This is a genomic window from Dyella nitratireducens, assembly GCF_014642835.1.
GTDB classification, from domain to species: Bacteria; Pseudomonadota; Gammaproteobacteria; order Xanthomonadales; family Rhodanobacteraceae; genus Dyella_B; species Dyella_B nitratireducens.
On record NZ_BMJA01000003.1, the window covers coordinates 594,892 to 614,244 of the forward strand.

Annotated in this window: 12 protein-coding genes; 7 read left to right on the forward strand and 5 right to left on the reverse strand. The window is 60.1% G+C overall.

Annotation, left to right across the window (positions count from 1 at the left end; all coding sequences use genetic code 11):
• Positions 1-171: 171 nt before the first annotated feature.
• Positions 172-909: a FadR/GntR family transcriptional regulator gene (locus IEX75_RS18480; protein ID WP_188796447.1), complete on the reverse strand. Its 738-nt coding sequence runs from the start codon at positions 907-909 to the stop codon at positions 172-174.
• Between the two features lie 114 nt (positions 910-1,023).
• Between IEX75_RS18480 and lhpH the strand changes: the two genes are divergently transcribed.
• Entirely contained in the window at positions 1,024-2,031 is a 1,008-nt protein-coding gene (gene lhpH, locus IEX75_RS18485) for a trans-3-hydroxy-L-proline dehydratase (RefSeq protein WP_188796449.1), read from the forward strand.
• 155 nt (positions 2,032-2,186) lie between these two features.
• On the forward strand, positions 2,187-3,920 hold the full coding sequence (locus IEX75_RS18490) for a S53 family peptidase (RefSeq protein ID WP_188796451.1): 1,734 nt from the start codon (positions 2,187-2,189) through the stop codon (positions 3,918-3,920).
• A gap of 90 nt (positions 3,921-4,010) precedes the next feature.
• Here IEX75_RS18490 and IEX75_RS18495 read toward each other — a convergent pair whose 3' ends face one another.
• Positions 4,011-7,328 carry an autotransporter outer membrane beta-barrel domain-containing protein gene (locus tag IEX75_RS18495; RefSeq protein WP_188796453.1) on the reverse strand — a complete coding sequence of 1,106 codons (3,318 nt, stop codon included), beginning with the start codon at positions 7,326-7,328 and terminating at the stop codon, positions 4,011-4,013.
• A gap of 370 nt (positions 7,329-7,698) precedes the next feature.
• On the opposite strand from IEX75_RS18495, the gene IEX75_RS18500 reads away from it, so the two are divergent.
• A complete protein-coding gene (locus IEX75_RS18500) occupies positions 7,699-8,622 on the forward strand; it encodes a helix-turn-helix domain-containing protein (RefSeq protein WP_188796455.1) in 924 nt (307 codons plus the stop codon).
• Between the two features lie 297 nt (positions 8,623-8,919).
• On the forward strand, positions 8,920-12,723 hold the full coding sequence (locus IEX75_RS18505) for an autotransporter outer membrane beta-barrel domain-containing protein (protein WP_188796457.1): 3,804 nt from the start codon (positions 8,920-8,922) through the stop codon (positions 12,721-12,723).
• Here IEX75_RS18505 and IEX75_RS18510 read toward each other — a convergent pair.
• Positions 12,707-13,402 (reverse strand): DUF3313 domain-containing protein, encoded by a 696-nt coding sequence (locus IEX75_RS18510; protein WP_188796459.1) that lies wholly within the window; start codon positions 13,400-13,402, stop codon positions 12,707-12,709. The two genes, IEX75_RS18505 and IEX75_RS18510, sit on opposite strands and share 17 nt — an antisense overlap.
• 194 nt (positions 13,403-13,596) lie before the next feature.
• Here IEX75_RS18510 and IEX75_RS18515 point away from each other — a divergent pair, with 194 nt between their 5' ends.
• Both IEX75_RS18515 and IEX75_RS18520 read left to right on the forward strand, forming a co-directional pair.
• Positions 13,597-13,902, forward strand: coding sequence for a type II toxin-antitoxin system RelE/ParE family toxin (locus IEX75_RS18515; RefSeq protein ID WP_188796461.1), 306 nt, complete (start codon positions 13,597-13,599; stop codon positions 13,900-13,902).
• Complete coding sequence (locus tag IEX75_RS18520; protein ID WP_188796463.1) at positions 13,899-14,192, forward strand: addiction module antidote protein; 294 nt, start codon at positions 13,899-13,901, stop codon at positions 14,190-14,192. The genes IEX75_RS18515 and IEX75_RS18520 overlap by 4 nt, the downstream gene beginning before the upstream one ends.
• A 35-nt stretch (positions 14,193-14,227) precedes the next feature.
• Here IEX75_RS18520 and IEX75_RS18525 read toward each other — a convergent pair whose 3' ends face one another.
• Entirely contained in the window at positions 14,228-14,851 is a 624-nt protein-coding gene (locus tag IEX75_RS18525; RefSeq protein ID WP_188796465.1) for a TetR/AcrR family transcriptional regulator, read from the reverse strand.
• Between the two features lie 216 nt (positions 14,852-15,067).
• Entirely contained in the window at positions 15,068-16,798 is a 1,731-nt protein-coding gene (locus IEX75_RS18530; RefSeq protein WP_188796467.1) for a S53 family peptidase, read from the reverse strand.
• A 351-nt stretch (positions 16,799-17,149) separates the two neighbouring features.
• On the opposite strand from IEX75_RS18530, the gene IEX75_RS18535 reads away from it, so the two are divergent.
• Positions 17,150-19,162: a tetratricopeptide repeat-containing sulfotransferase family protein gene (locus IEX75_RS18535; RefSeq protein WP_188796469.1), complete on the forward strand. Its 2,013-nt coding sequence runs from the start codon at positions 17,150-17,152 to the stop codon at positions 19,160-19,162.
• Positions 19,163-19,353: the final 191 nt, after the last annotated feature.

The window sequence follows — 19,353 nt, forward strand, 5'->3', positions numbered from 1 at the left end:
CACTGCTGTCCGGGGAAGTTTCGTAGCACCTCACCGTCATTCCGGCGAAGGCCGGAATCCATGCTTCGTACTGGCGATGGATTCCGGCCTTCGCCGGAATGACGGTGAGGCAAGATTGAAGACTATAGTGCCATGCGTGCACGCTCTCTCCTCGGAAGCTAGAAGGAGCCATTAGCGCGGCACCACATCCCTCCCCACCCGCTTCACATGCTGCTCCACATACATCGCCGCCGCATCCGCATCGCCACAAACAATCGCCTCGTAAATCAGCCGATGCTCGGACACATAGAGCTGCACGCGATGGGCCTCGTAAATGCCGTCGTCCTTCAATCGCTTCCACAACGGCTGATCCATCGTGCTGGCGACCACGTCGGCCACTTTCACCAGCAGCGGATCACCCGTCATCACCGCAAGCTGGCGATGGAACAAGCGGTCGCTGTCGTTCCACAGCGCGCATTGTTCGGGATCGTCGATATCGGTGATCGATGCCATCTGCGCCAGATAGTGCTCGGCCAACGCATCCGGCTTGGCACGTTGCGCCGCGCGCCGGGCGATCGCAGGCTCCAGAATGCGGCGCAGATCCAGCGTCGCGCCAGGGCTGACATCAGCATCCGTCACGCCTGCACTCGCCGCCGCAGTCATCGACAATCGCTGCATCGCGTCGCTGCTCACGTAGGTGCCGGCATTGCGGCGTGTGATGACCAACCCCTGGTTTTGCAGTGCGCCGATCGCCTCACGTACTGCTGGACGCCCAACGCGAAAACGCGACGACAATTCCCGTTCCGACGGCAAGCGCTCATCCGCCATGATTCGGCCGCTGCGGATGTCGGCGCGGATACGTTCGGCGACTTGCTCATAGATCTGCTTGGGCTGAAACGAGCCGTCGAGGATTGCCTGTGCCTTGCCCATATCCTCTCCACTGGTCCTTACATCGACCAAATTGACGTATAAATAATATATTTGGTCAAATACTGAGCCAATGGTGGTCTAGATTTCAACCCATTCGACAACCAAGGGGAAAGGATGAAGCTGGACCGTTTCGTGAGCACGGTGGAAATGCACGCCGCTGGCGAACCCTTCCGCATCGTGACCGGCGGGTGGCCAAGGCCGCAGGGCCGAACCATCGTGGAACGCCGTGCATGGATGAAGGCAAACGTTGACCATCTGCGCCGCGCGCTGATGCTGGAACCACGCGGCCACGCGCAAATGTATGGTGGCTACCTCACCGAAGCGGTGAGCGATCGCGCCGACTTTGGCATCATCTTCATGCATAACGAAGGCTATAGCGATCATTGCGGCCACGGCGTCATTGCCTTGGCCACGGCGGCGGTCGAACTGGGCTGGGTAGAGCGCAGCACGCCGGAAACGCGCGTCGGCATCGATGCGCCGTGCGGATTCATCGAAGCCTTCGTGCCGTGGAACGGCGAGCATGCCGGACGCGTGCGCTTCGTCAACGTGCCCTCGTTTATCTGGCAGCGCGATGCCGTCGTGCAGACACCTACGTTCGGCGACGTGCACGGCGACATTGTCTTTGGGGGTGCATTCTATTTTTATGCGTCGGGCAAACCGTTCGGGCTGTCGATTCGCGAGGCGGAGGTCGAACGGCTGACGCAATTCGGCGACGAAGTAAAACGCGCCGCCAACGCCGCGTACCAGGTCGCCCACCCGCATATTCCCGACATCAACCACATCTACGGAACGATCATCGACAACGCGCCACGCCATGCCGGCTCAAGCCAGGCGAATTGCTGTGTGTTTGCCGATCGCGAAGTGGATCGCTCACCGACTGGCTCCGGTACGGCTGGGCGCGTGGCACAACTGTTCTTGCGCGGCGAGTTGCAGCGGGACGCTACGCTGGTCAACGAATCCATCATCGGCACGATCTTCCGTGGACGCGTGCTGGCCGAAACCAGGCTCGATCGATTCGATGCCGTGATTCCGGAGATCGAAGGCGATGCGTATGTGTGCGGCTTCGCGCAGTGGCTGATCGATGAGCGCGATCCGCTGGCGCATGGGTTTCTCGTGCGCTGACAACGCCGGCATTTGTGCCGACATCCACTTCCCTTCATCGAAAATTTCATCAAGACCCGCACCCCAAGCACTCCCATGCTGGATGACGCCAGCGCCTGGACTGGCAATCACGTTGTTTGAATCACCACAACATCCAGCCATCGGGAGGGTAAAACATGCTGCAAACCACGATTCTATCGAGGGGATTGGCGATCGCCTTGTGCGCACTCGCAAGCGCCGGAGCGATGGGAACGACATTTGCCACGGAGGCCCAGCCAGCAAGCGACACAACGCCCATCGCGCTACACGCCGGTGACCAGGCGACGTTGATGAGCGCCAACGCGCCGGTTCGGGTCAACGTCGTGTTGAAAATGCATCACCCAGACGAACTGGCACAGGTGGCGGAGCAAGTACGCACACACGCAAGAAGCCCCTTGACGGACCACGATCTGGCCACCCGCTACCTGCCGAACCATGCCGACGCCATGCGCGTCTACAACTATCTGCATGCCAACGGCTTCAGCGATATCCATGTGTCGAAGGACAACCTGATCGTTACGGCATCAGGCACCGCAGTGGACGTGCAAGCAGCTTTCAAAACGCGCTTGTACAGCCTTCATCGCGGCAAGCAAGCGGGCATTGCCAATGCGGATGCGGTGAGCATTCCATCATCCTTAAGCGACGTGATCGCCGCCGTACACGGATTGCGCTCATTCCAGGAACGCGGCGTATCGGGAGCAAAGATGGCCGCCACGGCCCAGGGCAAGGTCACCTGGAAAGGCCAGGGCGCGCCTGGCACCCAGTCGACGGCGGGCGTCGTGGCCTGCCGGGAATGCGTGCACGCCCCGACCGATTTTCCCTCGCTGTACGGAGCCAACAATCTGGCACCGGCCAATAACCAGGTCGTCGCGGTGATCGGCGTGGGCGACCAGAGCAACACCAATTACCTGTACCAGACCTGGGCCAGCCATTACGGCTTTGGCTTCATTCCGCTCGATGTGATCTATCCCACCGGTTACACGCCGGGCGATTACGAGGCGCAGACGGAAGCGGCGCTCGACGTCGATGCCGTCGCCACCATGACGGGCGGACTGCAACAAATCGCGCTCTATTCGGCCCCGTCGACGAATCTGGATGATGAACTGACGGCGGTGACTGCCGCCATCAACGATGATCGATCGACCATCTCCCTCTCGTTTGCAGCTACCTGCGATTCGGATATCGGCCAGGATCTGCGCAACAGTTGGGATCAGGAACTCTCGGCCGCGGTGGCCAAGGGCATCACCGTATTCGCGATCACCCAGGATGACGGCGGCTATCCGGGATGTTCCAACAACGAAAGCTCGACCGGTTTTCCGGGCAGTTCGCCCTATGTGGTGTCGGTGGGAGCCTCCACCCTTTACAACACGGTGGACTCCTACACCACCTACGATCACGAAACACTGTGGACATCGAGCGAAAGCGGACCGGCTGCGACGGAAGGGCGCCCGAATTACCAGAATGCGGTCGCCAACATCGTCGGCAACATGCGTAGTACGCCGGACTTCGTCATGGATGGCGATCCGAATTCAGGGCTGTGGATTGTCACTGGCGGCTATGACAGCAGCGGCACCTATCAAACCGAGTGGGCGGTCTACGGTGGTACCAGCCTGGCTGCACCGCTGCTGGCAGGTACCTATGCACGGCTGTTGCAGAGTGGCGTGGCGCCGAATTTCTGGCAGCAGAGTTTTTATGACATCGGCGTGGGCCAGGTAAACCAGACCAGCGGTGACTGCCTTACGTGTTACCACCTGCTGACGGGAGGCAGCAACGGCGCATATTCGGTGGTCCCGGGGCAATTCAACCAGGCTTCTGGCTGGGGCTCATGGAACGCCGGCGCGCTCGCCACGGGAATGGCACTCCAGCACTGATTTGCCGATAGGCATACCGGCGATGCCGTGGACGAACCTGTCCACGGCATCGCAAACCTCACGCAGCAAAAAACACTCCATGGCTACGCATTAAAACCGCCACGTAACGCCACCCTTGAATCCGCTATCCACCGCGCGATGCGCCAGCTGCCCGTCGTACGCCACACTGAACGACACGGCCGGCGTGACCTGCACCATCAAGCCCGCGTCGACCACCAGTGCGTTGCGGGCAATCGGTACGCCTTGCACCGTAAACGGATCGCTGTTGGCGAATGCCATGACGTTGTACGGCTCCACGTATCCGGAAGCATGACGCCAGCCGAGCGTGCCATAAGCCGTAAACGCATCGCCGTTGAACGCGAAATGCGTGTTCACATGCGCACCCAGGGTCGTGTAGGTCACCGCATGATTGCTGCCGCTGCCGGAAAGCGCGGAAGCACCGCCACGCTCCTGGAAGCCGTCGCTGTTGAGGGCGACATGGGCAGCCTGCGCAAAGGGCTCCAGCGTCGCGGCCTTGAATGCAAACGCATAGCCGGCTTCGCCAAACACCTGCGCCGTATAAGCCTTGTTGCGACTCCAGGTCGCTTCGCTCATATCCGGCAGAACCAAACTGCGATTCATGGTCAACGAGTGCTGGGTGTACGCAGCACCTGCGCGCAACGCCAAACTTCCCAACTGGGTACCCGCATACACGCTCAAATACGCGTCGTCGCTATTGCCCGTTGCGCCTCGTTGCGATGCCTGGAATCCGGTCTGGGTATAACCGCTGGCCAAACCCACGCGGGCGTGATCGCCCAGCGGCATGTCGGCACCCAGCAGAAAGCCGCCGATCGTGTCCGACAAGGTCGCCGCATTGCCATTGCCATCGAGACGATCCCATGAACCCACGAACTGTCCCCACCAGGTCAAGCCGTTGGCGCGCGTCTGCGTCTTCTGCTCCGTAGACGCCGAGGCTTGATCATCCGGAAGCGCAGCCAGCCGCAAACGTTCGGTCACCGCGTCGCGAATCAGACGGCTGTCATCGAAGAAGCTGCTCTGCACGCTGGCATGCAAATCACCCGAGAGAATATCGGCCGCATGCCGGATCGCTTCATCCGTCGCCAAATTGGATACGGCGATGAACGATGCGCTCGAGGCCGGAAGACTCTGCAACGCCGCAAGCGTCGCCACTTGATTGCGCGTGTAGCCTGCATCGATCAACGCATGCTGCTGGATCACATCCAGATAGAAATGATCAGCATCGTAGACCGTGCTGATACCCAGCGTGGCGCTAAGGCTGGTGTTACCCGATAGCGTGTAGGTGCCGGTCAAACCCTGGGCGGCCGAAAGCAGCGTATAGCGCGTACCGAGGGTATAAAGCTGGCTCGGCGGCGAGGCCAGCAAACTGAGCTGCGCACCCGACGCCACCACCGCTTTGCCCTGCACCATGATCTGGCTCGATGTGCCGGGCTGAGCAAGATTCACCTGCGCCACGTAAGTCGAGTCGGCGTTCTGCAGATAATTGCCCACCACCGTCAACGTTTGATACGTGCCGGAACCGTTGCCCGGCGCGATCACGCCCGTCACCACCAGACCACCGCCGATCGTGCCGTGTCCCTCCAGCAGACCGGCATCGAGCACGCTGCCTGCCAGCGATCCGTTGAGCGTCAGCCCACCTGCAGGACTGATGCCTGTGCTTCCCGTGAAGGTATTGCTGCCGGTGAGCGTTTCCATGCCCTGCGCAATCACCAGGCTGCCGCCTGTTCCACCCACCAGGCCGCCATCGGCCAGCACGCCGGCAAACGTGCCGGAAGCGTTGGTCAACTCAAGCGTATTCGCACCCAGCGCCACATTGCCCGCGCCGGAAAGCGATTGAATCAAGGCCGGCGCTGAAACACGCGAAATATCCAGCGTGCCATCCGCTTGCACACCGGAGGAGTCTGCAATCGTGCCAGGGCCGGCCAGACCCAGCCAACCGCCCTGCGCGATTTGCGTGGCACCGGTGTAAGTATTGGCACCGGTAAGCTGCGCCATGCCACCCGAGGCCACCATCAACGGCCCGTTGCCCGAAATAATGCCGGCGATGCCCTGCGGCGGCATGGCTGCGGAAATCGTGTAGCCGCCCGTCGTCGAAATCGGGTCGATCGAGACGAAGAACGGCGTGTATCCGGTCTCCTGATTCTGCAGGTCGTACATCACGGAGTTGTTGAAGAAGAACGAGATGCCGTAGAGCGCCTGACCAGGACTCGTATAAGGATTGCTGCCAGGCGTGACGACGTTGCTTAAATCGCCCGAACCATCGTTGCCAGTGGCGATCGACGTCGGTTGCGCACCCGCCGCGCTGCCGGTCATGGTCAGCGTAACGCCGGGTATTTCGTTGCCGTTTGCATCCACGTGGCCGGCGGCCGTTTCACCCGCCAGCAGACCTGCATCGTTGAGATAGATGGTTGGTGTGCCAGAGTCCAGCAGCGTTTGCAGCGTGGCGCTGTACTTGCCGCCATTGAGCGTATAAGCGAAAGCCAGATCGAACTGGTTTGCCGATACCGGCGCGCCCGAAAGCGGGAACGTGCTCTGCGAGCCGCCATTCCACGGCACAAGACTGAGGAACTGCGCACGCAAGGCTGGCGTCAGATTCAAGATCACATGGCCACAGCCACTGCAATTTTGCGGAGTACCCAATTCAGCGTTGGCCGCGACGATGTATCCGCTGGTGGTCAGATTGCCCAGCACACTATCGCTACCGAATTCACCGGCGCCAAAAATGCCGAATAACTTGAACGTTCCGCCATCTTCGGGACCGATACCCTGGTTGAGGTTTTGCTGCCAGGTCGCATCCAGATAAATCGGAACCTCGCCTTGCGTGTTGAGCCCGTACTTCGCGATTTCGGCGAACGTAAAACTGTAGCCATAGGTAGGCAGGTAATAACCCACCTGTGCACCAGCCTGGTCGCCACCCAAGCTCGTCGCGGTCGCTACATTTCCCTGGTTTATTAGTACCGGGATGCCTTGTCCGTTGGCAAAGCTGGCCGCCACCGAATTGGACGAGGAGCTGTAAAACTGCACGCTCGACACCGTGGTGTTCGCGCCCAGATTGCCGTAAGTGCCATCGCCATAGAGCGTGAGCGCAGGCGACGTGGGCGTGATGGGCACGCCCGATACGATCGGAAACCAAGCCTGGCCATTACTGTTGGAGCCAACATCGATATTGAAGGCGGTCGAGCCGGTATCGAAGATGTATTCCTCCGGTGCAGCGCCATTGACACCTATGTTGATGCCGAGCCTGTCCTCGGCAACCCCGCCGCCGGATTCGCTGATCACGTCCAGCGGAATGGTGGTCGGTTGCGACGACGTCTGCGCATGGGCGCGTTGCGTAAGCGCCAAGATACAGGCCAACGCCAATAGTGAGCGTGCACATGCAATACGACTCATCTTGCTTTTCTCTCCCCTGTGACACAGCGTCATTGATCGATAACTCAAAGACGTGGCGCCGGAGGAAAAACCTACCTGTGCGGATTCACCATCTCCGGTCGCCGCAGAGGCCAGCGCTTCATTTCAGCGCACGAAATGGCCGCATCTCTGTCATTCCGGGACAGCGCCGGATCCGCCCCAGAACATTGACCCTATCTGACAGCTAATCGACCCGAATTGGGATAGCGGTCACACGCCGCAAACGCGATGATGCCTTTGCATTCTGCAGTGGCCCAAGCAACCCCGGGCATCCATTCATCGCAACCCGAATCGCCGGGCACGCAGGTTTTTAAGGGGAAAACCTGCACACGCCGCATCGGGAGGAATCATCATGAAAGTCCATATCGGTCTCGCCGGACTCCCCTATGAAATCGAACTCCGCTTCTGGCTCGCCTGCAAACTCCTGATGTCCTCGTCCACGCCGGTGCAACTGCACAAGTGGGATGGAAAACCTTGCGACATCCTGGTGACCGATCTGGATAGCGAGCAGGGACAAGTCGCGTATGAAATGGCCATCCACGGCGACACACGCGTGCTTTTCCTCAGCAAAGACACGCACATCGAACAACCCGCCGGCACGCGCATCGACAAACACGCCACCGCCTCCGCGATCGCCAAAACGCTGGAAAACATGGTGATGACTGCACCACGCAACAAGCATGCTGCAGTCGATGGCCTGCTCGGCATCTGCCTGCTGCAAGGCGGAAACGGACATGAGGTGCTGACCAGCAACGGCAGGATTTCCGTCATCCTGCGCGATAACGGCCGGCGTGTTTATGCCAGCTCCAGGGAGGAACTGGAAAGCGCCAAGCAATACCTGCTTGACGATGCCTGGGCCAGCATCCCGGTGACCGCGCCTTGCGAGCATCAATACGAAGGGCTGGTATGGGAGAGCCTGGACAGCTTTCTCGTTGCCGCCTGCCTTCGTCATCGCGACAAGCTGGCAATGATCAGCGACGCCACCTATCGCCTGAGCGTGTGGCCGGACTTCGTGGCATTTCCGGACAATCGGGAAGCGCTGCGCATGTCGTCGGCGCTGTATCGCAAAAACTGGCGTGTTGCCGAGCTGGCCGAACACTGCGGTGTATCGGTGGCAACGGCCAATGCCTTCTGCTGGGCCATGCAGGCAAGTGGTGCATTGCGGCTGGACGATAGCACCGAGACACCCCGCGTAAACCAGGCAAACAAGCCCTTGCCTCTCGTGCAACGTGTGGTTCGTCACTTCGGGCTCAAAGCACCACAGACCCACGCGTAGGTTGGGGTGCAAACCCCAACATCCGGATGCGCATACATGGCGATGTTGGGGTTTGCACCCCAACCTACGAGGCTGCCGCATATGTACAGGTTGCATACGGTGACAGCCATCGCATTGCCCACTTGATGCAGTTCATCGCATGCAACGGCGCGTCCTGAAAAGACAGCATCCGTCCCTTATGGACATTGGCGGCGCCAAACCAGCTTTCTACAGTCGAAAACTTCATCGCCGACATTCACGTCTGCAATGCATGCCGCAACAGGGTCATGCGCAGCGCAAGCACACAGGGGACAATCCATGCACCACCGCCGCCAGGCTTGGCCGCCGACAAGGCCAGGCGAGCTTGCGAAGAAACGACTGACGGTCATGCTCGGCGTTGCGCTCGCCGCAACGGCGGTCGATGGCCATGCCCAAACGACGGTCGATGCTCCCACGAGCGGCGGCGATATCACCAGTCTGATTCTCGGCAAGGGCGGCGCTGACAACGTAGCGCTGCAAGGCGGCAATTACGTCATCAATCTTCCCGATGGCGCTACCACGTACAGCGGCATCATTTCCGGTACGGGCACGCTGACGATCGACTCGCCCAATGGTGCGTCCACGCTGATCCTCACGCAGACGCCGACCTATGCCCTGCCCGCTGCCGATCAGACGCAGAGCACGCGCTATACCTATGCCAACTACCTCCCCTATACCTACGACGGTTTGACCAGCCCGAACGTGTTTCATGGCGGTGTGACGGTCACACAGAATCCCGATCCCAACTCGCTGACGATCGGCAGCAACACAACGCTGCAACTCGGCGATGCCACGCACAACACCGTTACGCTGAACAACAACGTCCTCGACAACGGCACGCTGTTGTTGAATGAAGGCAGCTTCGCCAACCAAGGGCCGATCATTACCTTGGGCGGCACCGTCAGTGGCAGCGGCGGCATCACGGTGTTGAGCAAAGGCTTCAACGGCGGCGTCCGCCTGTTCGGTGTCAACACCTATACAGGGCCTTCGCTGTTCCTGTGGGATGGCGCCAACGTCGGCACCGACCACATGTACGGCAGCACGCCAAATACGAAATTCATCTTCATTACCACGTCATACCTGCCTTCCACGCCGGTGCCGGTGCTCGGCCTGCCTGGCCAGGTCGACATCACCCAGAACATCTGGGAAGACCGCTACGAGAACGACATCAATCTCGATGCCTATACCGGCCTGACCATGTTTCGCGGGGTGTACAGCTACAGCGATTCCGGTGACGAGAACAATCCAAGCCTGACCAACACCAAGCTCAACGACACGAGCTTGGGGGGCAACGCCTCGGAACGTGGCGTCAACATCGAAGGCTCCGTGGTGCAGTTCGGCGACGGCACCACCAGCCAGATGTTCATCAACGGCAACGCGTACAACACGTACATCAACCTGCACGACGGAGGCATTCTCGGGTTCGACTACAACGGTACGGTCACGCTCAACACGGCGATTGGCGGCGGCAAGTATCTAGACTCGCTGTCCACGCCTGGCGTCGGCGACGTGGTGATACGTGGTAACGATTCCAACGCCAACCATGTGATCTTCACGCAAGCGGAGTTCTACAACGGTTTGACGCAGATTGACGCGGGCACGGTCTTGCAGCTCGGCGACGGCACCAAGGGCGATGCCAGCGGTACGCCGGGCCAGGTCGGTTACTACGAAAGTTCGGGCGGCAACGGCAGCCTGCTCACCGCCGACAGTGTCAACGGTGCCAGCACCGATCGCATTGCCGACAACGGCACGTTGATCATCGACAATGTGCCCGGCGCTGACGATGGCATCACGGTAGTGTCGCTTTCCCATATCGGCGGCAGCGGTTCGCTGCAGCAGATCGGCTCCCTGCCCCTCACCCTGCTCGCCGACACCACGTATACCGGCACCACTACCATCGCTGCCGGCAGCATGCTTTATCTGGGTACCGACCATGCCGGCGTCGCTGCCAGCATTGCATCGAGCAGCACGGTGATGCTGACGGGTGCGGGCGCTACGCTGGATATGTCCCAGGCGAGTGCGGAAACGCTGCAGGATCTCGTTGGTGCAGCGGGAAGCGTGGTTGCGCTGGGAAGTTACCCGCTGACCGTGGGCACGACGCATTCCACTGTGTTTGCCGGCAGCATGGTCGATGGCGGCATCGGCGGCGGCACGGGCGGCAGCCTGATCAAGGTGGGCAGCGGCACGCTCGCGCTGAGTGGTGCCAACACCTATACCGGCGGCACCACGATCCATGGCGGCGTCTTGCAGTTGGGCATCGGCGGCACGAACGGTAGCGTCATTGGCAACATCGTGGATAACGCTACCCTCGCCTTTGACCGCAGCGATTTATTTACATACGGCGGCACGATCAGCGGCAGCGGCGGTGTGGTGCAAGCTGGCAACGGCACGACCGTGCTGACGGCTGACAACAGTTATACCGGTACCACCACCGTGAGCGATGGCAACCTGCAACTCGACGGCACGCTGGCCAGCGACGTCGCGGTGGAAAGCGCTGGCGAACTCAGCGGCACGGGCGAGGCCAATAGCGTAACGGTGACCGGCACGTTGCACCCTGGCGATGCGGCTTTAGCCGAAGCGACCTTCAAGATCGCGCGTAACCTGACCTTCAACACCGGCTCGTTGTTCGCGGTGAATGTCGATGCCAACGGCGGGCATAGTCTGTTGCAAGTCGGTGGCGCAGCCCATCTGCTCGGCGGCAACGTGAGCGTGACGGTGGCGAACGGTTCGTACGCCGCCAAGCAGGAATATCTGATCCTGAGCGCCAACGGTGGCGTGAATGGCACGTTTTCCAGCGTGCTGGTGAACGGACTGAACCTCGATCCTTCGCTACGCTACACCGGCAACGACGTGTATCTGGATCTGGTCAATCCCAATGCCACCACCAGCACGTCGAGCAGCGGCGCATCCAGCAGCAATCCGCCCAGCAGCAGTGGCGGAACACTTTCGACACCTTCTGCTCCAACCACCGTGGTAACCGTGACACCCGGTGCGATACCACTGTTTTCCTGCACGCAACTCACCTCCAATCAATGCTCGGTGGAACACGCGCTGCAAGCAGCTTCCACGCAAACCGCCACCAGCCTGCAGCCGGTACTGGCAGCGCTCAGTCAGCAGCCCTTACCGAGCGCACGTACTGCACTAAACTCGATGGGTGGTGAAATTTATGCGGACGCCGATTGGCTGGCCGCGCATCAGATCGCCAATTTGCGCACGTTGATCGATCGCCATCCGCTCAGCAACGATCGCGATCCCTGGGTGGAATACATCGACGGCGATGCCCGTGTCGCCAGCGACGGCAATGCGATGGGCCTTTCCGCGCACAACGATGGCGTGTTCGCGGGCGTCGACGTGCCGGTCGACGATCAGCTGCAATTTGGTGCTTTCGCCGGCAATACGCGCTCCACCGCCACGCTGGCGAACGGCGCTTACGCCACCGTATCCGGGCCGCAGGCAGGCCTATACGCACGCGCGCTGCTAGGCAAAACGGGTGCCTGGTACGGCAACGCCGTGGTTGGCGTCGGAAATCCCAAGGTGGCGGTGTATCGATTGCCGAATGTCGGCGACATCGCGTACGCATCCGGCGCGAACTATCGCGAACATACGGTGGGATTGGCGGCGGAATTCGGCTACCACACGAACGTGGCGGGCGTGGATATGCGCCCGTTCATCGCCTACGACGGTGGACTTGCACGTCGCAGCACGATACGTGAAGTCGCCGCTGCACCTACCGATCTTGCCGTGCAGGGCCGTCGCACTATCGCTTCCACAGCCACGCTGGGTATCCATGCCAGCCGCAGCCTCGTGACGAGCAGCGGGTTGGGCGTGACGCCGGATTTCACCGTAAGCGCGGGACGCCGCTTGCGCCAGGACGGCACCGTGGTCGATGCCACCTTGCCGGCAGCATCGGACACGGCCTTTTCTACGCAAGGCGTGCGCACGGGCCGGATGCTGGCGAGTGCATCCGGCGGCGTGCGCCTGCGCTTCACGCGCAACGTCAGTCTCAGCCTCGACGGCACCTATGCACATGCACGGCGCGAGAACGATCGCAACGTGCAGGCCCGGCTCAACGTGACGTGGTGACACCATCCATCGGCGTACCTTCACTGCTCAATTGCTCCGCCAGTGCATTCGCACCCTTGTCGATGCCGACGCGCGCCGCCTTCAACGCGCCAAAACTCGCACCGACGTTCATCGCATTGGGATACTGCTTGGTGATGTACGCGCTAAGCAGCTGCCGCGACAGCGCATCGTAGATCTCCACCGAGTAAATCACCGAGCCATTCATCAGGCCTTCCTTACCGCGTATGGCCTGCACGCTGTTGTACATGCCGCCGCCGATGTCGAACTTGGTGAATGTGCCGAGCACGGCCGTGGTGGTTTTTGCACCCGTCAGCGTGAGCTTGAGCCGCAACGTGGCAGGGCCTGGCTCGTTCACCAGCTCAAAACGCTTGCCCAGTTTCTCGGCGAAGGCGCTCTGCATGTAGCTGGCCAACGCCGTCTTGTCTTGCTCGCTCATGTTGCCGAACTGGTTGTCCGCGCCCTGATACACCGCTACCGGCTCGATGATGATGTTCCGGTACGAGCGCCAGCTCACGGGGGTGTCATAGCGATACGGAACACGGCTGTTATGCGTATCGGGGCTGAGATAAGAGGACGAAGCGATGCCGGAATAAGGAACGGGCTTCACGCTGGCGCAGCCGGCCATGGCGATGCAGGCGGCAGCGAGCAGCAGCTGCCGCCGGTTGGGGGAACTGATCATGGAGGTCTCCGTTGTGGGCTTGGCCGGCACGCCAAGGGGTGACGTGCGCAGGCTATGGGCGCGAGGAGAAGGCTAACGCCAAACTTGCTGTCTGTAAACCGTCCAGACGGTTTGTTTATGAAAAACTGGCGGGCACTGCCTCAGTACACACCTACACATTGACGCAATGTAACTTATAAGATACATTTCCTTTCATGAAGGAAATGGAAATCCGCACCACCAACGTGTTCGACACGTGGTTTGCCAAGCTTCGTGATCACAATGCAAAAGCACGCATCCAGGTACGTATCAAACGCCTGGCGAGAGGCAATCCCGGCCAAACCCGCACGCTTACTGACGGTGTACAGGAAATGAAAATCGACTACGGCCCCGGCTATCGGGTTTACTTCACCGAGCGCAAGGGTCTGATATTTGTGCTCCTGATCGGCGGCGATAAAACCACTCAGACCGAAGACATCAAACGAGCCATAGTCGTCGCCAAAGCACTGGAGGATGCATGAAAAAAATCACTACCCGTCCATGGGATCCAGCCGAGCATCTCGACTCCGACGAAGCCATTACCGCTTATCTAAATGCAGTGCTGGAAGAAGCCGGTGATGACCCAGCTTTCGTTGCTAGCGCGCTTGGCGATATTGCCCGTGCTCGCGGCATGTCGCAGTTGGCCAAAGAAACAGGGCTGGCGCGTGAAGCGCTCTATCGAGCTTTGTCGCCCAATGGAAACCCTACCCTTGATACCGTGCTCAAAGTCATCCACGCGCTGGGTATCAAGCTTCACGCTACTGCCGTCTAGGGATGCCCTGTAGTTGCACCTTATGCTTCAGCTTTTCATGACTTGCCGGACTTTCGCCCTGCAGATGAACGCGCCGCACGAGGCTTGACTGAACGCTGCTTCGCATTCGCCATCGACGTCCACTTCTCATCATCCATCAACCGCCGAAACAAACGCTCCCGTTCCGCCTCGGAAAACGGACTCATCCCAAACATCGCCGAAAGCAGCAAACCCTGCCCCGCCATCCAGCGCAACAGCGCCAGTTCCGCATCATCCGCTTCGGCTTTGATGCGTTCGGCGTTACGTGCAGAAGTCTCTCGACTCAGCGCAAGCAACTCCGGCTCTTCCACCAGCGCGGCCACGATGGCATGCGCGATCGAATACGGCTGATGCGACACCTCACGCAACCTGGCGATCTGCTCCGTCAAGGCGTTTTCTGCACCGCTCTTTGACGCACGCGCAGGGGGCGCATCGTCGAAATATCGAATCTGATGCTCCAGCAAGGCCTTCAATACATCGACCTTGGTCGGAAACTGATGCATCACCCCACCCTTGCTGAGCCCGCTTTCACGGGCGATCGCATCGAACGTGAGCTTGCCTGGACCATCGCGAGCGATGATGGCGAGTGCCGCCTGGATGACGGCTTGGCGGGTGCGTTCGGAGCGTGAGGGATTGTCCATACAGAAGCCGGTGAAGTGCTACAAAAAATACCCGGCAACTATACATCGCCTTGCTAAAGCTCCCTCCCCTGCGTGGCAGGGGAGGGCTGGGGTGGGGTTGCATGGGCTTGCGGTATTGCTTGAGTTCATCGCAAGGTTGCTTCACCCCACCCCAACCCTCCCCTACTACACGTAGGGGAGGGAGTCGATTCTCCGTATGTTGAAGTACGCCGCGTTTTACTTCGTAGCCACCAACGCCGAAATAAACGCCGGCCCGATCGGACTACCCCAACCCGTCACCAGATCGAACCCGGTAACAGCCTTGAAACCACCGTTGCTGCCACTGGTGATGTCGTGGAAATAGCTGTGATAGCTCGACCCCACGCCAAAGTTGTACAGCGCCGTGTTGAGGAAGCCGATATTGCCCACGCCCTGCGAGGCAGCCTGCTGGTTGGCCAGTGCAATGACGCCAGCCAGACGCGGCGCGGCGTAACTCGTGCCGCCCACGCCGGTTTCGAGCTGCCCATTGCTGTAGGTGGGATTGTCGAAATTGCCTTCCAGCGCGATGTCCGGATCGTTGCGATACGTGGTCGATCCCTTGTTGGTGCTGTTGATCACACCGCTCAATTGCTGGTAACTCGGAATCGCATAGCCGGCTGACGACAGATAGCCGCCACTGCTGTCCGACCACGCGGTTTCCGATACCCACGAACCGCCTGGACCGCTGGTGGTGAGATCGGTCGCACCGACATCGGTGATATACGGATCCAGCGAAGGCGCCGCCCAATTGCTGGTGGTGTACGAACCCGCATCGCCGCTCGCATTCACGAACGTCTGGCCTTGCGCCTGGAATTCCTTGTAGATGGAATCGTCACTGCTGCCGAAATCACCACCGCCCCAGGAGCTGGAAATAACCGACGCGGTGTTGTCGCTGGCCATCTGGTTGAGAATGTCGCCCGCGCTGCTGCCCTCATAGAACAGGATCTGCGTAAGGCCCGGCGCCATGCCGGCAAGATTGGCGATATCCAGAATCTGCTCGCCATCGCTGCACGAACTCGAACCCGTGCTGGGATTGGTGCACGCACCGTTGAAGCCGTTCACCAGCACGTTGTTCACCGTCACACCCGGATCGCTTGCACCCGTGGCGGAGTAATACCCGCTCAGGTCGCTGGTCTGGTAGCCGTCATACGAGAAGATGGCCGCCGTCTGCCCGGCACCGGTCAGCGAACCCGAACCGTAGTAAGCCGCGCGAATATCACTGGGCAGATAATTGCCGCTCGGACCGGAACCGCTGGCATGCGCAATGATGCCCTGCGCCGCGGCAGACACCGGACGATGGCGCATATGCGTAAACGGCCGCACGTAGTTGTCCAGGCCATTGATGTGCAACAGTTGCACGCCAAGCAGGTCGACCGTGGGCTCGCGATCCGGTGCATAGAACAAGCGGCTTTCGGTGGGATGCTGATACTGGTGCATCGTCACGTGCAAGGCGCGATTGATGTCGCTCACCCTGCCCTGCACGTCGACGATATGACGATTGGCCGTGGTGGCCGTCACCGTGAGGTGGTTGGTCTTGGCCCAGGCCACGACTTTGTCGTAATCGGCCTGGTTTGGTTCGAAGCGATCAGTAAACTCCTTCGAACTCAGGTAATGGTGATAGAGCGGACTGGCTGGATCGTAGAGCTGCTTGATCAGCGCATCCAGCTCGGTTTCGTTACGCAGCGGAAGCACCAGACCAAGCTTGAGTTGCTTGTCAGCATTCAGCGCTTGCGCGCCGACCGCCTGGCCGGCATGTACGGCCGCGGGTACATGATCATGCAGCAACAAGGAAAAAGCGCCGGCGGCGCTTGCATGACTGTTCTGTGTTCCTACCGCCAACGCGCCGGCAATCAGCAAAGCCGGCAAAGTCCGCTTGAAACGCGACAACTTGCTTACCGAGGGCAGCTTAGCAACAGAAGACAAATGCATGTTCCATCTCCCCAAAGCGCAGGCATCAGGCCTGGCTTGATCAGTGATTGGGCACAAACAGCTGCTGCATGCCATGCCTTACCGGTGACGATGTGCTGTTCCGTGCCGTAAGGTTGATCCCCTGTATTTCGTTTCCGACAAGCTCCGCTTGCATGGCCTGGAGTTTTATACCGAACACAGGCGTGAAATTTGGATGATGGAAAGAAGCCAGTTGCGTGCGCCATGTCAAACAAACGGCGGCGATTTGCGCTACCGTAAGCAACGCGTAAGTGTTGTCGCGAATGTTGTTGCTGCATCCGTTGTTCGGTCGTCCGGTCCGCAACACCCTTTGCCAAGACGGTGCCTACAGCCATGCCACAGAACGCAAACCCCAGCGCGAATCAGGTCACGGAAAAGCGGGACATGGAGCTGCTCGTCGGCCTGGTCAGGCAACGGCAGCACGTGCAAGCCGAAGCCTTGGCACGCAAGCTGATCGATGCGGGCACCACGCAAGGTGGCGTGTGGCAGGCACTCGGTGCTGCACTGCATGCACAAAGCCGTTTTGCCGAAGCGGTGGAGGCGCAACGCACCGCCGTATCACTCGCCCCATGGGACGCCGTCGGCCACTACGTACTGGGCGAAAGCCTGATGGCGATGCGACAAACGGGACCCGCCGCGGAAAGCTATCACTGCGCACGCACCATCAAACCTGATTTCGCCGACGCGCATTTCAAATGCGGCAATGCGCTGGCAGTACAGAACCGGCTGGATGAAGCGATCGAGGCCTATCGCGGCGCACTGAACATTCGACCTGATTTCAGCGAAGCCCATGCCAATCTCGGCTTCACCCTGATGAGTGCGCATCGCTATGTCGAAGCCGAACAACCTCTGCGCAAAGCGCTGCAGGCCCATCCGGACAGTGCACCGATTCACAATGCCCTGGGTGTGGTGCTGTACGGACAAAGCCGCATGGCCGACGCGGCAGAAAGCTTTCGCCGCGTCATCGCGCTGCGGCCTGCCGATGCCGAGGCGCATGCCAATCTCGGCAATGCGCTACGCGAGCTTGGCTCGTTCGCCGAAGCGGAAGCCAGCTATCGCCATTCGATAGCACTGAACAGCCAGTTCGCACGGGTGTATTTCGATCTCGGCGGATCACTCTATCTGCAGGAACGCTACGAGGAAGCCGAGCAGAACTACCGTCGCGCGCTGGCGTTGAAACCCGATTATGTGGAAGCCTGCAACAACCTCGGGCGCAGTATCCGCAGGCAAGGTCGGCTGGATGAGGCACGCGACTATTTCGACGCCGCCCTGGCGATCGATCCGGAATCGGTCGAGGCGTATTGCAACCTTGCCTCCTTGCGCACGTTCACACCGGAACACCCCGAGCCGAAGCGGCTGGAAAAACTCACCCACAAGCTCCCTACCCTGTCGGAACACATGCGCATCCGCTACTGGTTCGCGCTGGGCAAGATGCGCGAGGACCTGGGCTACTACGACGAAGCGTTCGCCGCCTATACCCAGGGCAATCGCCTGAAATACGAACAGCTTTCGCCGAACGAAGCGGGCAAGATCGCGCTGATCGACAACGTACGCATGGTCTTCGATGAGCGCTTTTTCGCTAGCCGGCCGGTGCCGCCATCAACGGGCAGGTCACCCATTTTCATCGTCGGCATGCCGCGCTCGGGTACTTCGCTCATCGAGCAGATCCTGTCGACCCATCCGGATATTCATGGTGCTGGCGAACTGCCTGATCTGGAAAGCATCGTCTTTGCGCTAGCCACCGGGGCAGGCAAGCCCGTGGAGGCATTTGGGGAGGTCGCGTCACGCATGACAGCGGAAGAGCTGCTGCGCCTGGGCGAGACTTACACCGAACGCGTGTGGAAACTGGCCCCCGCTGCCGCGCGCATCACGGACAAGATGATGGCCAATTTTGCGTACATCGGCATGATTCGCCTGATGTTGCCCAACGCGAAAATCATTCATGCCATGCGCGATCCGATGGATTCGTGCTTCTCCTGCTACGCCACGCTGTTCTACAAGAACAACCTCGACTACACCTACGATCTGGGCGAGGTGGGGCGCTATTACGTGCGCTACATCGAACTCATGCAGCATTGGCAGCGCGTGCTGCCGGCGGGTTCCATTCTCGAACTGCGCTATGAAGACATGGTGGCCGATACCGAGGCTCAAGCGCGGCGTCTACTGGATTATCTGGGCTTGCCGTGGGACGAGCGCTGTTTGAATTTTCATGAGAACCGGCGCGTGGTGAAAACGGCCAGTGCGGCGCAGGTCCGGCGGCCGGTGTACCGGTCATCGGTGGCGCGGTGGAAGCATTTTGAGGCGAATTTACAGCCGTTGCTGGAGATCGTGCGGAACTATCGCTAGCCCACCCCGTGAGCTGGCAGCAATGCTCCATCTCGCCTCACCGTCATTCCGGCGAAGGTCGACTGCTGTCCGGGTAAAGTGTTATTTGTTCTAGCGACATGGCTAAAAGGCTCGTCGTCCCGGCGAAAGCCGGGACCCAGCGACTTGCAGATCGTCAAAGACACTGGACCCCGGCGTTCGCCGGGGCGACG

What these genes read in the sequence shown, in the direction of transcription:
- IEX75_RS18510 (WP_188796459.1), bottom strand. Translation starts at nt 13,402, where the DNA reads ATGATCAGTTCCCCCAACCGGCGGCAGCTGCTGCTCGCTGCCGCCTGC.
- lhpH (WP_188796449.1), top strand. Translation starts at nt 1,024, where the DNA reads ATGAAGCTGGACCGTTTCGTGAGCACGGTGGAAATGCACGCCGCTGGC.
- IEX75_RS18490 (WP_188796451.1), top strand. Translation starts at nt 2,187, where the DNA reads ATGCTGCAAACCACGATTCTATCGAGGGGATTGGCGATCGCCTTGTGC.
- IEX75_RS18525 (WP_188796465.1), bottom strand. Translation starts at nt 14,851, where the DNA reads ATGGACAATCCCTCACGCTCCGAACGCACCCGCCAAGCCGTCATCCAG.
- IEX75_RS18535 (WP_188796469.1), top strand. Translation starts at nt 17,150, where the DNA reads ATGCCACAGAACGCAAACCCCAGCGCGAATCAGGTCACGGAAAAGCGG.
- IEX75_RS18505 (WP_188796457.1), top strand. Translation starts at nt 8,920, where the DNA reads ATGCACCACCGCCGCCAGGCTTGGCCGCCGACAAGGCCAGGCGAGCTT.
- IEX75_RS18530 (WP_188796467.1), bottom strand. Translation starts at nt 16,798, where the DNA reads ATGCATTTGTCTTCTGTTGCTAAGCTGCCCTCGGTAAGCAAGTTGTCG.
- IEX75_RS18480 (WP_188796447.1), bottom strand. Translation starts at nt 909, where the DNA reads ATGGGCAAGGCACAGGCAATCCTCGACGGCTCGTTTCAGCCCAAGCAG.
- IEX75_RS18495 (WP_188796453.1), bottom strand. Translation starts at nt 7,328, where the DNA reads ATGAGTCGTATTGCATGTGCACGCTCACTATTGGCGTTGGCCTGTATC.
- IEX75_RS18520 (WP_188796463.1), top strand. Translation starts at nt 13,899, where the DNA reads ATGAAAAAAATCACTACCCGTCCATGGGATCCAGCCGAGCATCTCGAC.
- IEX75_RS18515 (WP_188796461.1), top strand. Translation starts at nt 13,597, where the DNA reads ATGAAGGAAATGGAAATCCGCACCACCAACGTGTTCGACACGTGGTTT.
- IEX75_RS18500 (WP_188796455.1), top strand. Translation starts at nt 7,699, where the DNA reads ATGAAAGTCCATATCGGTCTCGCCGGACTCCCCTATGAAATCGAACTC.